Annotated in this window: 11 protein-coding genes; 4 read left to right on the forward strand and 7 right to left on the reverse strand. The window is 54.8% G+C overall.

Features of this window, described 5'->3' with window-relative positions; translation table 11 throughout:
- The first annotated feature begins 25 nt into the window (after window positions 1-25).
- On the forward strand, window positions 26-1513 hold the full coding sequence (locus tag JK231_RS02725; RefSeq protein WP_211727936.1) for an FGGY-family carbohydrate kinase: 1488 nt from the start codon (window positions 26-28) through the stop codon (window positions 1511-1513).
- A 67-nt stretch (window positions 1514-1580) separates the two neighbouring features.
- Window positions 1581-1910: a DHCW motif cupin fold protein gene (locus tag JK231_RS02730; protein ID WP_058960505.1), complete on the forward strand. Its 330-nt coding sequence runs from the start codon at window positions 1581-1583 to the stop codon at window positions 1908-1910.
- 207 nt (window positions 1911-2117) lie between these two features.
- On the opposite strand, the gene JK231_RS02735 is transcribed toward JK231_RS02730, so the two are convergent.
- On the reverse strand, window positions 2118-3368 hold the full coding sequence (locus JK231_RS02735; RefSeq protein ID WP_097117107.1) for a phosphatase PAP2 family protein: 1251 nt from the start codon (window positions 3366-3368) through the stop codon (window positions 2118-2120).
- 75 nt (window positions 3369-3443) lie between these two features.
- On the reverse strand, window positions 3444-3683 hold the full coding sequence (locus tag JK231_RS02740; RefSeq protein ID WP_058960503.1) for a hypothetical protein: 240 nt from the start codon (window positions 3681-3683) through the stop codon (window positions 3444-3446).
- Window positions 3684-3934: 251 nt separating this feature from the next.
- Between JK231_RS02740 and hpxO the strand changes: the two genes are divergently transcribed.
- Entirely contained in the window at window positions 3935-5092 is a 1158-nt protein-coding gene (gene hpxO / locus JK231_RS02745; RefSeq protein WP_211727937.1) for an FAD-dependent urate hydroxylase HpxO, read from the forward strand.
- A gap of 30 nt (window positions 5093-5122) precedes the next feature.
- On the opposite strand, the gene dcp is transcribed toward hpxO, so the two are convergent.
- From dcp to guaD, 5 genes are all read right to left on the reverse strand, one after another.
- On the reverse strand, window positions 5123-7174 hold the full coding sequence (gene dcp, locus JK231_RS02750; protein ID WP_211727938.1) for a peptidyl-dipeptidase Dcp: 2052 nt from the start codon (window positions 7172-7174) through the stop codon (window positions 5123-5125).
- A gap of 73 nt (window positions 7175-7247) precedes the next feature.
- Window positions 7248-8030 carry a xanthine dehydrogenase accessory protein XdhC gene (xdhC, locus tag JK231_RS02755; protein ID WP_211727985.1) on the reverse strand — a complete coding sequence of 261 codons (783 nt, stop codon included), beginning with the start codon at window positions 8028-8030 and terminating at the stop codon, window positions 7248-7250.
- Complete coding sequence (gene xdhB, locus JK231_RS02760) at window positions 8017-10383, reverse strand: xanthine dehydrogenase molybdopterin binding subunit (protein WP_211727939.1); 2367 nt, start codon at window positions 10381-10383, stop codon at window positions 8017-8019. The genes xdhC and xdhB overlap by 14 nt, the downstream gene beginning before the upstream one ends.
- Window positions 10373-11815, reverse strand: coding sequence for a xanthine dehydrogenase small subunit (xdhA, locus tag JK231_RS02765; protein WP_211727940.1), 1443 nt, complete (start codon window positions 11813-11815; stop codon window positions 10373-10375). The genes xdhB and xdhA overlap by 11 nt, the downstream gene beginning before the upstream one ends.
- On the reverse strand, window positions 11812-13140 hold the full coding sequence (gene guaD / locus JK231_RS02770) for a guanine deaminase (protein WP_211727941.1): 1329 nt from the start codon (window positions 13138-13140) through the stop codon (window positions 11812-11814). Before guaD ends, xdhA begins: the two co-directional genes overlap by 4 nt.
- A 606-nt stretch (window positions 13141-13746) precedes the next feature.
- On the opposite strand from guaD, the gene JK231_RS02775 reads away from it, so the two are divergent.
- Entirely contained in the window at window positions 13747-14811 is a 1065-nt protein-coding gene (locus tag JK231_RS02775; RefSeq protein ID WP_160832949.1) for an alpha/beta fold hydrolase, read from the forward strand.
- Window positions 14812-14852: the final 41 nt, after the last annotated feature.

Consider the following 14852-nt stretch of genomic DNA (forward strand, 5'->3'; position numbering starts at 1 on the left):
CTTCGTCTGTGAATCGGAGTCGGATATGAGTCAACTTCTCGGCATAGATGCCGGAAACACCATGATCAAAGCGGTACTGTTCGATCTCAGTGGCCGCGTACTGTCGGTTGCCGAATGTGCGGGAGAAACCCTCCAGCCGCAAGAAGGTTATGCGGAGCGTCCGGTAGAAGATATCTGGCACGGGGTCAGCGTGGCCGTCACGCGCTGCCTGCAACAGGCGGGCAGCGCGGCGAATGAGGTTATTGCCGTGGGCGCGGCGGGTCACGGTAACGGCTTGTATGCACTTGATAAGCAGCAGCAGCCGTTGTTCGGCATTCAATCCATCGACCATCGTGCCATCGAAACCGTGCAGGGCCTGGAAGCCAGCGGTAACGATAAAGCCATCTATCAACTTTCGCTGCAGAAGCCCTGGCCCGCCGCCACGCCCGTGCTGATCAGCTGGATTAAACAGCATCAGCCCGATCGCTGGGCGCAGATCGGCCATTTGTTGTGTGCTAAAGATGTCATCGCCCATTTCCTCTGCGGGGCTATCAGCGCTGAGGTTTCCGATGCCGCCGGAGCCGGATTAATCGATTATCGACAGCGCAATTACAGCCACGAGTTGATGGCGCTGTATGGCATTGAAGAGGCGCTTAATCTGCTGCCGCCTCTGCGCGAGTCTTGTGCGGTGGTCGGACACGTGACCGCGCGCGCCGCGCAACTCACCGGATTACCGTCAGGTATTCCGGTGGTGGCCGGCATTTTTGATGTGGTGGCCAGCGCCATTGGTTCTGGCGTGGTGAAAACCGGAGAGGCTTCCATCGTCGCAGGAACCTGGAGCATCAATCAGGTGGTGGTCGATAAACCGGATTACCAGCGGCCAGTGTTTATGAATTCAATTATTGAAAATGATCGCTTTATGGCGATTGAAGCCAGCGCCACCTCGGCCGCCAATCTCGACTGGTTCCTGCGTGAGTTTGATGATGGACGCGCTGGCAACGGCGCGGCGCACAGCAGTGATACCGTGGCCCATGTTGAACCCAACCCGCAGTTGCCGCTCTATCATCCTTACCTCTATTCCGGTCGTAAATCTGAACCCGCAAAAGCGGGGTTTTATGGCTTGAGCGGCTGGCATACGCGCGCAGATATGCTGTTTGCGCTGTTTGAAGGCGTGACATTTGCCCATCGCGCACACATTGATCGCTTACGCGCAGCAGGGATTTCGTTTACCCACGCGACCCTTTCTGGTGGCGCGGCGCGCAGCTGCATCTGGCCGCAAATGTTTGCTGATGTGTTGGGCGTTCCGATTCGCGTGGCTGAGTGCAAAGAGACTGGCGCGCTGGGTGCTGCGCTTTGTGCGGGCGTCGGCGTAGGTGTCTGGCCCGATCTGGCCATGGCGGCACAGCAAGCAGTACGCCTTAATCCCGGCGAGTTACAGCCACGCCCGGAACGCTTTGCGTTTCATGATGCACGTTATCGGGTGTTTAAAAGGCTGGAGCTGGCGATGAGCGAAATGTGGCATGAAGTTGGTTGAATTCACTGGTTATTTTTTTGCCAGGCGGTAATGTTGTGTTCTCGTCGAATTCAATAAGGATAGCGTCGTGCAGATCAATCAACTACCGTTTGGCATTACCGACTGGAGCACCCTCGAGACCGAAAAACATCCGGGCGACAGCGGGTTTGCGCTGTGGCGCACTCAGCGTTTTGGCGATATTCGTGTGCGCATGGTGGAGTATTCGCCAGGTTATCTTGCCGATCACTGGTGCAGCAAAGGTCATATATTGCTGTGTCTGGAAGGCGAAATGATCACCGAACTGGAAGATGGCCGCACTTTTACCCTGACCCCGGGCGTGAGCTATCAGGTTGCCGATAATGCCGAAGCACATCGTTCCTCCACGACGTACGGTGCGAAGCTATTCATCGTCGATTAGCTCTCGGGCCGTGGCTATACACTGCGAATCATCATGCTGAATACGGTAGTCTGAAAAGATAATGTGCGGTTTGTCCTGACTATCCCGCTGTTGCCGCAGTCAGCGTTAATCCTTTCTACGCTCTTTGCGTTTGATCACCATAACAAGAACGCAAATCCGTGAGTTGCGGGCACCGACGTATTGACGACGTTAGTGCCCGCGTCAGGATCACTTCGCCATGCTGTACGCGGCGGTGAGATCGACGCGCTGCCAGAAGGATTGCTCAGCATTACCCGACAACGGATAACCGTTTGGCAAGGCGGTTTTCACCATCAGGCGACGAATCTGCGCGTCAGACAGGTGCGGCAGCGCCGTTTTCAGCAGGATCTCTGCGCCCTGCGGCACCTGAATCGGCGTATTTTTCACATTGGCTTTTGGCAGATTGTAGCTCAGCGTGAAACGATAGAATTGCTTCATATCCGGCGCGCGGTAAGGATCGTCCTTGCCGGTTGTGCGTGCGCATTCAGCTAGCGAAGTACCACACTCCTTCTCCAGCGCGGCACGCAGTTGATCGCGCGCCTCTTTGAACAGCACCTGATAGCGTGCATCGTTGAGATAAGTCGCCACGTTGCGCTCTGCCACCATACGTGAACCCATCACGTCCAGCGGATAGTGCACGCCTAACACCAGACGCGAATATCCATAACGCGCACCGCGTGTCACCAGTGCCTCAAAGCGTTCCGGCACCATTTCGGCCATCAGCAGCGCATCGGTATAACCGGTATTGGTGTGCCCGCTGGGGAACGATCCGCCGTCCGCGGTATAGCGCACATTGTCTTTCACCACCACATCATCGGGTACCAGATGGATGGTATTGCCTTCATGCAGGAACGGGCGCGGATAGTTAAAGTGTTTTTTGGCAGCGCTGGTGCTGACTTCACTGGCCTTAATCAGCGCAGCAGCTTTGCTCAGTTCGCCTTTGTCATAAGCCGCGATGAAGGCTTTACCCAGACGCGGTCCCATGGCATCAGACAGGAAATACAGCGAGCCGATCGCTTCCGCATCCTGCAACGCCTGATGACGCACGTTCTGCGTGGCATTCAGGTTGATATCAGTCACGGTGGCGCGGTTAGCCGTCAATACGCTGTCTGGCAATGTGCTGAAACCTGATAACAGCGCGATGCCAGCCTGCTGATTTTGCTTCACGTTGAAATCATAGCCACTGCTTTTCAGCCAGGCTTTGTCTGCCTGCGTGCTGGTCTGTTTGGCTTTTTCCAGTTGCTCACGTTTCAGTGACGCACTGTCGCCTTGCAGCCAGGTGCGCTGAGCCTGCAACGACTGTTGCTCCAGCTGCGTATAGCCTGGGGTTGAACCGGTAGACGTTTGTGCAGCCAGTGCGGCCGCCTGCGGCAGTGTTGTCGCATGGGCCTGTTGAGCGAGCAGTAAAACCGTTGCAATCAGTGTGTAGCGGGTTTTCATTATTTTCCCCTGTTATCAGAATATTACCTTGCCGGGGAAACACGCTAGCACCCTGTTATGACAGATTTATTTCATTCATCGGCACTCGTTCGAACAGTTTTGTACGCAAATTTGTGCGAGCGATCCACAGCCGCCGCCGTTGTCATTTTTGCATTGCGATTGCTGTACATAACAGTTTTGCTGGCAGGACGAGAGATCGCATTTGGCCGCCACCGGCGTCAGTTGCACCACGGGCGCTTTTCTTTCCGGTTGCCACTGGGTTTGCGCCATTGCACCCGCACTGAACAGCATCATCAACACCATTATCCACTTCATGGGAAATTCCTCGCGAAAAGGTTCTAAACAGTATGGCCTCTTCTCTGCCAAACGCCATATTGGAACATTTGATTCAAGCCCTGCTTTCACCGCCCTCTTGTTGTGCAAAGCGTTGCGCACTAACGGTGCAATGCACGCATCAGACCATTAAAAACACCCATTAATAATCAATTCCTTACGAAGAAATAGTTCACAACAAACCTGATGGTACGAAAGTTGCAGGGTTAATCAGGTAGACAAAGGAGACAGTGATGAAAGCGATTGTGATTGGAGCGGGCATTGGCGGCATGAGCGCGGCGATTGCGCTGGAGAGAGCGGGTTTCGAGACTGCCGTTTTTGAAGCGGTCAAAGAGATGAAGCCAGTCGGTGCGGCGATCTCGATCTGGCCCAACGGCGTAAAGTGCCTGAACGCACTTGGCATGAAACAGCAACTGCAGGCACTGGGCGGCAATATGGCGTTTATGGCCTATAACGATGCGCACAGTGGCAGCACCCTGACCCGCTTTAGCCTGTCACCCCTGGTGCAGCAGGTGGGCGAATACCCTTATCCGGTCGCTCGCGCCGAGTTACAGGGGATGCTGATCGATACCTATGGTCGCTCACGCATTCAGTTCGGTAAACGCGTGACCCACGTCGAGCAAAGCACCACCGGCGTCACCGCCTGGTTTGATGATGGTAGTCAGGCTGAAGGCGATTTCCTGGTCGCCGCCGACGGTACGCATTCCGTGATCCGCCACTATGTGCTAGGTGAAAATGTAGAACGACGCTACGCCGGTTACGTTAACTGGAACGGCTTAGTGACCATAGATGAAAGCATCGCCCCAGCCGATCAGTGGACAACCTTTGTCGGTGAAGGCAAGCGCGTCTCCCTGATGCCAGTGAGCTGCAACCGCTTTTACTTCTTCTTCGACGTACCTTTGCCCAAAGGCTTAGCAGAAGATCGTTCCACCCTGCGCCAGGATCTGAAGAATTACTTTACCGGCTGGGCCGATCCGGTGCAGCGCCTGATCGACAGCATTAATCCCGACACCACCAACCGGGTCGAAATCCACGATATCGAACCCTTTAGCCGTTTCGTCAAAGGTCGTGTGGCCTTGCTCGGCGATGCCGCCCACAGCACCACGCCAGATATCGGCCAGGGCGGTTGCGCCGCGATGGAAGATGCGGTGGTGCTGGCGCAGACGCTGGCCTCGCATTCGCTGGGTATCGAAGATGGATTGCAGCGCTACGAGGCGCGCCGCGTGGAACGCACCAAAGATTTGGTGTTGAAAGCACGTAAACGCTGCGACGTGACGCATGCCAAAGATGCCGAAATCACCGCTGCGTGGTACGCCGATTTGAAAAACGAAACCGGCGAGCGAGTGCTGGCCGGCATGTGCGACACCATTGAAGGTGGCCCGTTGGGTTAATGCCAGGGCGCACGCCGTGCGCCCTGCTTATCACGCCTCTTCTAAACCGCGATTCTTCAGCATCGGACCAATCTCCGGTGCTTTTCCACGCCATGCCAGCCACAGATGTTGCAGATCGCTACTGTTACCGCGTGAAAGGATATGATCGCGGAATTGCTGACCATTCTCACGACTCAACCCACCACGTTCAACGAAAGCCTGATAACCATCATCGGCTAACATTTGCGTCCAGATATAGGCGTAATAACCAGCCGCGTAACCGCCGCCCCAGATATGACGGAAGTAGGTGGAGCGATAACGTGGCGGCACCGTGGTTAACGCGATGTTTTCCGCCGCCAGCGCCTGTAATTCAAAGTGACTGACATCCTGCGGGTTGTCATGCGTGGTCAGCGAATGCCATTGCAGATCCAGCAAAGCCGCCGCCAGCAGTTCGGTCATGTCGTAGCCCTTGTTGAACTTAGATGCGCGCACCATCTTCTCGCGCAGTTCCACGGGCATCGCCTCACCGCTCTGATAATGACGGGCATAGTTGGCAAACACCTTTTCATCGCTGGCCCAGTGCTCGTTAATCTGCGAAGGAAACTCGACGAAATCGCGTGGCGTAGCGGTACCGGACAGGCTTGGATAACGTTGGGTGGCAAACAGACCGTGCAGCGCATGACCGAATTCGTGGAAAAGGGTAATCACCTCATCCCAGCTGAGTAACGCGGGTTGTCCCGCCTGCGGTTTGGTGTAGTTGCAGACGTTGTAGATCACCGGCTTGGTGCCCAGCAACGTGCTCTGGTCAACAAAGTTGCTCATCCAGGCGCCGCCGCTTTTGTTATCCCGCTTGTATAGGTCGGTATAGAACAGCGCCAGCGGCGTATCGTCAGCATCAAAGATTTCATAAACGTTGACGTCCGGATGATACACCGGCAGATCGTGACGCTGCTGGAAGCGGATGCCAAACAGTTGGCTGGCAGACCAGAACACGCCTTTTTCCAATACATTATTCAGCTCAAAGTACGGGCGAATTTGGCTCTCATCCAGAGCGTATTTGGCTTTTCTCACTTGTTCAGCGTAGAAATTCCAGTCCCAGGCACGCAGCGGGAAAGTGTGGTGCTGTTGTTCAATGATCTGCTGGATGTCTGACGCTTCTCGTTCAGCGCGTGCCCGCGCCGCCGGGACGATATTTCGCATAAACGCAAAGGCAGCATCCGGCGTTTTCGCCATCTGATCCTGCATGCTCCATTCCGCATAAGTCTTGAAACCCAACAGCTTCGCCTGCTCTGCACGCAGCTGCGCCATACGTAACACAATCGCGCGCGTGTCGTTGTCGTCGCCCTGTTCGCTGCGCGTGAGTGCCTGGTTGAACAGCGCCTCACGCGTGGCGCGCACTTCCAGTGACTGCAACGCAGGCTGTTGCGTGGTGTTCTGTAACGGCAGCAGCCATTCGCCGTGCAATCCACGCGCCTCCGCTGCGGCTTTGGCATGCGCTAACTCTTCTTCACTCAATCCCGCCAGCGCCGCTGCGCTGCTCACCGTATACGCGCCCGCTTTGGTCGCCGCCAGCAGCTTATTGCCAAAACGGGTACTCAACGTGGCGAGTTCCTGATTGCAGGCACGCAGCCGCTCTTTATCTGCGTCGCTCAGGCTGGCCCCAGCCAGCTGGAAATGCTGCCAGCTCACTTCCACCAAACGCATCGATTCCGCATCCGGACAGGCAGAGCCGCGATGCTGGTAAACGTTATCGAGACGGGCAAACAGCTGGCTGTTGAGATGGATTTCATCATTTAGCGCCGTGAGTTTAGGCGTGATTAGCTCATCAACTTCCTGCAACACATCACTGGTGTTGGCTGACGTCATGGCACCAAATACCAGATTGACGCGGTTTAACAACTGTCCACTGCGCTCCAGAGCTTCATAGGTGTTGGCAAAAGTAGCCGGTTCAGGATTAGTGGCGATGGCGGCAATTTCCTGACGCTTCTCTTCAATACCCGCTTCAAGCGCCGGAAGAAAATCGGCTTCCTGAATCAGGTCAAAAGGCGGAGTTTGATAGGGCAATGCACTGACGGTGAAAAACGGATTGGCTCGTGAAGTCATTATCGCTCCTGATAATCAGCAACGCCGCAACCGGTGCGGCGGGATGCTTCTATCCTGGCAGTTTCAACGTCACTCAACAACCGCTCTGCTGGCGCTGATACACACTGATGATTTCACCCGCTACCGCCACGGCGATTTCCGCTGGCAGTTTGCCTTTCACATCCGGCAGGCCAAGCGGACAGCGCAGCCGCGCCACTGCATCCGCAGCGATCCCTTTGCCTTCCAGCCGATAGCGAAAGCGCTGCGCTTTGGTAGCCGAACCAATAACGCCGGCATAGCGAAAATCACCGCGCCGCAAAATGGCTTCGCTTAGCGCCAAATCGAGCGGATGGTCGTGGGTCATCACAATGAAGTAGCTGTCGGGCGCGGCCTCTTTGACGCAATCGATCGGGTCCTCTACCTGACGCACCGTGACACCCGGTGGCACATAGCGAAACTGGGCGGCGCGGCTATCAATCCAGGTAATGTGACAGGGTAACGTTGCCAGCAGGTTTACCAGCGCCTGACCGACGTGGCCTGCGCCGTAAAGCTGGATTTCAGGTTGCTGCTGCATTAGCGGTTCAAACAGCAGCGTGGCATGCCCGCCGCAGCACTGGCCGAGGCGCGCAGCCAGCGCAAACTCTTCGCTGCGCGGCTGCTGGCAACGCTGCTCCAGCATCTCGCGCGCCAGCGCAATGCACTGATATTCCAGATGACCGCCGCCGATGGTGAGATAAGTATCGCTGGCGCTGACCACCATTTTACTGCCGCGATCGCGCGGGACCGATCCGCGCTGGCTCAGCACGGTGACTAAAACGCAGCTCTCACGTTTCTCACGTAAACTGTGCAGTACGGCGATCCAGTCATGATAAATCATCATCCGCTCCTGAGAGGCGCTGAACGCCCCAGAAAACGCGCTCCGGCGTGGCGGGTGCATCCAGTTGCGGATGGCGGCGGTAGTTACCCACGCTGGCTACGGCATCCTGTAACGCACACCACACCGCAATGCCCAGCATAAACGGCGGCTCACCCACGGCTTTCGAATGGAATACCGTGTCCTGCGGATTTTTACGGTTCTCTACCAGCGTGACGCGCAAATCATGTGGGACATCGCTGATGGCGGGGATTTTGTAACTCGCCGGGCCGTCTGTTAGCAGCTTGCCCTGATCGTTCCACACCAGCTCTTCGCAGGTTAACCAGCCCATGCCCTGCACGAAACCGCCCTCCACTTGCCCAATATCCAGCGCCGGATTGAGCGAGGCGCCAACGTCATGCAGGATATCCGCGCGCAGCAAACGATATTCACCGGTTAAGGTATCCACCAGCACTTCGCAGCACGCCGCGCCATAAGCGAAGTAATAAAAGGGTTTGCCGCGTCCGGCATTGCGGTCGTAATGGATGCCGGGCACTTTGTAAAATCCGGTGGCGGATAACGGCACCTGATTCAGCCACGCCTGCTGCGCCACCTGCGCAAAAGTAAAGTGCAACTCGCCAACGCGCACAATGCCATTGCTAAAGGAGATGGCGTCGACCGTGCAGTGATGCTGCTGACACAGCATTTCCGTCATGCGATCGCGCAATATCTGCGCGGCATTCTGCGCCGCTTTGCCGTTAAGATCGGCCCCGCTGGAGGCCGCCGTGGGTGAGGTGTTCGGCACTTTTCCGGTGTCGGTCGCCGTGACCTGAATCTGGCTGATATCGATTTGCAGCACTTCCGCGACAATCTGCGCCACCTTGGTATTCAGTCCCTGACCCATTTCGGTGCCACCGTGATTGAGCTGCACCGTGCCATCGGTGTAGATCAAAATTAAGGCACCGGCCTGATTGAGGAAGCTGGAGGTAAAGGAGATGCCAAACTTCACCGGCGTTAAGGCCAGACCGCGTTTCATATAACGATGACTGGCGTTAAACGCTGTGATGTCCGCGCGACGCGTGGCGTAATCGCTGCTGGCTTCCAGCTGTTCCGTTATCTCCATCAGCAGATTATCCTCCACCTGCTGATGGTAATGGGTGATGTTGCGATCTTGCTTGCCGTAATAGTTTCGCTTACGCAGTTCGAGCGGGTCCAAACCGCGCTCGCGGGCGATATGGTCCATGATCTGCTCAATCGCCACCATGCCCTGAGGCCCGCCAAAACCGCGATAGGCGGTGTTAGACGCGGTGTGCGTGCGGCAGCGATAACCGGTGATCAGCGCATCGCCGAGGTAATAGGCGTTATCGGCGTGGAACATCGCACGATCGACAATTGATCCGCTCAGATCGAGGGAATACCCGCAGTTTCCCGCCAAATCGATTTTGACACCACAGAAACGACCTTCATCATCAAAGCCCACATCGTAACGCACAAAGAAGGGATGGCGCTTACCGGTGATACGCATATCATCGCGTCGCGCCAGACGCATTTTTACCGGATGCAGCGTCTGGCGCGCGGCAATCGCACACAAGCAGGCCACACTCGCAGCCTGCGTCTCTTTACCGCCAAACCCGCCGCCCATCCGGCGCATATCAATGGTGACTTTGTTCATGGTGATATCCATCACTTCGGCCACCAGCTTCTGCACTTCCGTCGGGTTCTGCGTCGATGAGAAAACCTGCAGGCTGTCGTCTTCACCTGGGATCACTAACGCGGTCTGGGTTTCCAGATAGAAGTGCTCCTGACCGCCTATATGAAATTCACCCTGAATACGATGCGGCGCACGCGCCAGTGCCGCTTCAGCATTACCCCGTTGATGGACGTGCGGCTGCTGCACAAAGTGACGCTGTTCCAGGGCTTCACGCACATCCAGGATCGCCGGCAGTGGCTGATATTCGATGATGGCGGCGGCAGCACCGGCGCGCGCGGCTTCGGGTGAATCCGCTGCCACCGCAATCACGATCTGCCCCAGATATTCCACGATATCCATTGCCAGTAACGGATCGCCCGGCTCTAACGGACCCACATCATTCAGACCCGGCACATCGCGCCAGGTTAGCACGCTCACCACGCCGGGCACGGCATAGCAAGGCTGCACATCGATATGTGTGATCCGCGCATGCGCATGCTCACTCAGACGTGGGCACAAATGCAGTAGACCAGGCAGATCCGGCCGATCATCTATATAAATCGCTTCACCCGTGACGTGTTTATCGGCGCTTTCATGCTTCTGACTGCGGCCCACACCGGTTTTTATGTCGCTGGCAAACTGGCTTTTTAACAGCGTTTCGCTGAGTTCGGGTCGGTTATGAGACATAGCGCGCCACCTCGGTGAGGGTCAGTTCGCCACAGGTTTGCGCGTAGTAACGACGCAATAGATTGCGCGCGACCTGCAAGCGGTAGTCGGCGCTGGCGCGAAAATCGCTTAACGGCTGGAAATCCTGGCTGAGCGCCGCGCAGGCTTGCTCAATGGAAGCTTGATTCAGTGGCTGACCATTAAGCGCGGCCTCGGCTGCGGTTGCCCGTTTGGGCGTTGCGGCCATGCCGCCAAAGGCCAGTCGTGCCTGCACCACCACGCCTTCTTTAAGATGAATGTTGATGGCGATAAACACCGCCGAAATATCATCATCCAGACGTTTTGCCACTTTCCATGCCACGAAATTAGGTGACACCGTCACTTTCGGTATCACTATTGAGTGAATGAATTCCCCTGGCTGCAACACGGTTTGCCTGTAGCCAGTGAAGAACTGGTCCAGCGGCACTTCACGTAGGCTTTCTCCCTGCTGCAACACCAATCGCGCATTGAGTGCCAGCAACATGGGCGCACAATCACCGATCGGTGAAGCATTGCCGATATTGCCGCCGAGCGTACCCTGATTGCGGATCTGTAATGATGCAAAGCGCTCTAATGTGGCACTGAATGCAGGAATTCTCGCTGCCAGGAAATGGTAGCAATGGTGAAGCGGTGCAGCAGCGCCCAGATGAATATCCTCTTTATCTTCAGAACAAACGCTTAACGCCTCAATCTGTTCCAGCGCAATTAGCAGCGGTAAACGTTGATACTGCTGAGTCATTTTCAATGTGAGATCGGTGCCGCCGGCCAACAGTTGCGCTTCAGGATACTGCTGATACAGTGCCGCGAGCTGTGCCAGTGTTTTCGGGACGAAACAGCGACTGCCGTTGGCTTCGAGAATTTGTACTTCCCGGTTATCCAACGCCTGTAAGCGCTGAACCAGTGCCGACTCATCCGCCGTAAAATTATCTTCTGCGGGTTGCTCACAAGCTTGCTGTGCGGCGGCCATAATTGGCCGGTAGCCCGTGCAGCGACACAGATTGCCTGCCAGCGCTTGTTCAGCCTGCTGCGGATTCCAGCCCTGTGTATTTTTCTGCAAAGTGAACAGCGACATGACAAAGCCCGGCGTACAGTAGCCGCATTGCGAGCCGTGGCAATCCACCATCGCCTGCTGCACGCTGTGCAGTTCACGGCCCTGTTTCAAATCTTCCACGGTGATCAGCTGTTTGCCTTGCAGGCTGCTAACCAGCGTCAGGCAACTGTTGATGGCCTGATACTGCATTCGCCCCGCCACCACTTTTCCCAGCGTCACCGTACAGGCACCGCAGTCACCTGATGCGCAGCCCTCTTTGGTTCCCCGCCGCTGTTGATGGCTACGCAGGTAGTTAAGCACGGTCAGATTCGGGTCTAAGGCCGTTTCGGTGACCAACCGATTATTCAGCAGAAACTGGATCATACCGTTGCCTCTTCTCGATCGCGCTGCCACACCGGTTTGCCGCTAACCCAGGTTTGCGCAATGTTGCGATCGTCTCCCAGCGTTATCATCACAAACAAGCGCTCCCAGATATCTTTGCTATTACCGCTACGCAGCTTTTGCAGCGGCGAAACCGCCGGGTCGATCACCACGAAATCCGCTTCTTTACCGGGATTGAAGTTGCCAATTTTATCGTCGATGTCCAGTGCATGCGCACCGCCCAGCGTCGCGTGGTAAAAGGCTTCGCAGGCGCTGAGTTTGTACTGCTGCAACTGCCCAACTTTGTACGCTTCACCCAGCGTTTGCAGCATATTAAAGGTGGTGCCTGCGCCGACATCGGTGCCGATGCCCATGCGCACGCCCTGCTGCCAGCAGCGTTTAATATTGAACAGGCCACTGCCAAGAAACAGGTTCGACGTCGGACAAAATGCGATAGAAGAATCGGTGTCGTGCAGGCATTGCCACTCGTTCTCTTCCAGATGCAGACAGTGTGCAAAGACGCTGCGCTTTCCGGTGAGCTGATGATGGTGGTAAACATCGAGATAGCCGTCCCGCTCCGGGAACAGCGATTTGACCCAGGCGATCTCCTGCTGATTTTCGCTCAGATGGGTGTGCAGCCAGGTATCCGGGAACTCGCTGCGCAGTTGACGGACTTTCTCCAGCAGTTCTGGCGAGGAGGTGGGCGCGAAACGTGGCGTCAAGGCATAGCTCAGACGACCACGCTGATGCCAGCGTTCAATCAGTTCACGTGAATCCTGATAGCTCTCTTCCGGCGTTTCTGTCAGATACGCGGGGGCGTTGCGGTCCATCATCACCTTTCCGGCAATCAGACGCATATCCAGCTGTTGCGCGGCATGAAACAGCGCATCGACCGATTGTTTGTGCACCGTGCCAAACACCAGCGCCGTGGTGGTGCCATTGGATAACAGTTGCTGCAGGAAGAAGGCCGACATCTGTGCCGCGTGATCCGGGCAGTGATATTGGCTCTCAACCGGAAAAGTATATTGGTTTAGCCACTCCAGCAACTGTTCGCCAAATGCGCCAATCATCTCCGTTTGCGGATAGTGAATATGTGTATCCACAAAGCCCGGCACGATCAGCTTGCCGCGCAGGTCAATCACCGTGGCAGCATCAACGCGCCCTTCTGCAATCTCCCAGCTTTCAAGTGACACCACCTTGCCCGCGCGCAACGTTAGCAAGCCGTCTTCGAGGTAGCGCGCATGCGCAGCGATATCATCGGGCTGAGAAGCCAGTGCGGTGAAATCAAAAAAGCTGGCGCGCAGTAGCGTTTCAGAGGCGTAAGGCATAACGGTTCCTTGATAAGTAAAAGTGCAATGAGTTGCCTTCAAGGTTTATTGCAAACGCTATGCCAATGAGGATTTATAAAAATATCGCTATATATCAACAACTTAAAAACCACACATTCAATTTCATGTCCCTTTGGAACCGCAATCGAATGCGCAATCGGTTGCGAAAATAAGCAACCGATTGCATGGGGATAAAAAGCGTGTCAGGTATGAGATGCCTGAGGAAATAAGCGTAATGACAACACGAACTGCGCACCATTTAAGTGCAGCGCCGCACGCTTGTAGTGCACAGATTTTACTTCAGGAAGATTCCGGTGTGGCAGAGGAAGGATTTGGGTGTGCTAATAAGCGCTGATAGTGAAAACAAATGAGAGGGAATACGATGAGACAGATGAAATAAGAGAATTAATACAGAAATGTTAAACATCATCATGGCATGCGGATGTATTAGCATAAGAAAAACCGCATAAAAATCGTCTCGTTAAAACTCAAAAAAGAAGATTATTGTCTGCTTTTCCTTGAACCCCGTTGATATTAATTGGGATTTATCTCTATTAAAACTAATATCAGCCTTCCAGGGAATATCATCACTTAAGAGCGACTTTTATGTTTAATCGCATGATATCAGGAGTGGCCAGTGCCATTCTGTTAACTGTATCACCCTTAACGCACGCAGCCAGTTCATTACCCACGCCGACAGAAGCTGACTGGATCGCAAAAGAATTTAGCTTTAATAGCGGTGAAAAATTAAAAGATGTGCGCATTCACTACATTACTTTAGGTGATAAGAATAAACCAGCGGTATTATTACTGCACGGAACCAATCAACCTCTGAGTGCCTTACTGGCACCGGGATTTGCCGGGGAGTTATTTGGCCCGGGACAGGCGCTGGATGCCAGCAAGTATTTTATTATCATCCCGGAAGGCATTGGTTCAGGAAAATCATCCAAACCTTCTGATGGCTTGAGAATGGCCTTCCCGCATTACGATTACGACGATATGGTGACAGCACAATATCGGCTGATTAAAGAAGGTTTGGGCATTTCGCATTTACGCCTGGTGATGGGCTATTCCATGGGCGGGATGCAGACGTGGCTGTGGGGTGAAAAATATCCCGGCATGATGGATGCACTGGTCCCGATGGCGTCGCAGCCGAATGAGTTATCGGGCCGCAACTGGATGCTTCGCCGCATGCTGATTGAATCGATCAAAGGCGATCCTGCCTGGGCTGAAGGCAACTATCAGCAGCAACCCCCTACGCTTAAAACCGCCAATATCATGTTCAGTATTGCCACCACCGGCGGTACGCTAGCTTATCAACATAAAGCTCCGACGCGCGCACTGGCGGATAAACTGGTGGATGCACGTCTTGCTGCGCCTGTCACCGCGGATGCCAACGACTTCATTTATATCTGGGGTTCGTCGGCAAATTATAATGCCATGCCTGGATTGAGCCGTATTACCGCACCCATGCTGATCATTAATTCAGCAGATGATGAACGTAATCCGGTTGAAACCGGCATTTTGCAGAGTGAATTGCCCAAGATAAAGAAAGCGGAGTTACTGCTCATTCCGGCCAGTGCTGAAACCAGCGGTCATGGCACTATGATGCAAGCAAAGTTTTATAATAAAAAACTGCAGACCTTCTTAGCCGAGACCGCTAAGCCTTAGTATTTGGGTTAAATCCGCCTGTTTACTGGAAGTCACACTCA

This window comes from Pantoea sp. JGM49, from assembly GCF_018257655.1.
GTDB classification, from domain to species: domain Bacteria; phylum Pseudomonadota; class Gammaproteobacteria; order Enterobacterales; family Enterobacteriaceae; genus Pantoea; species Pantoea communis.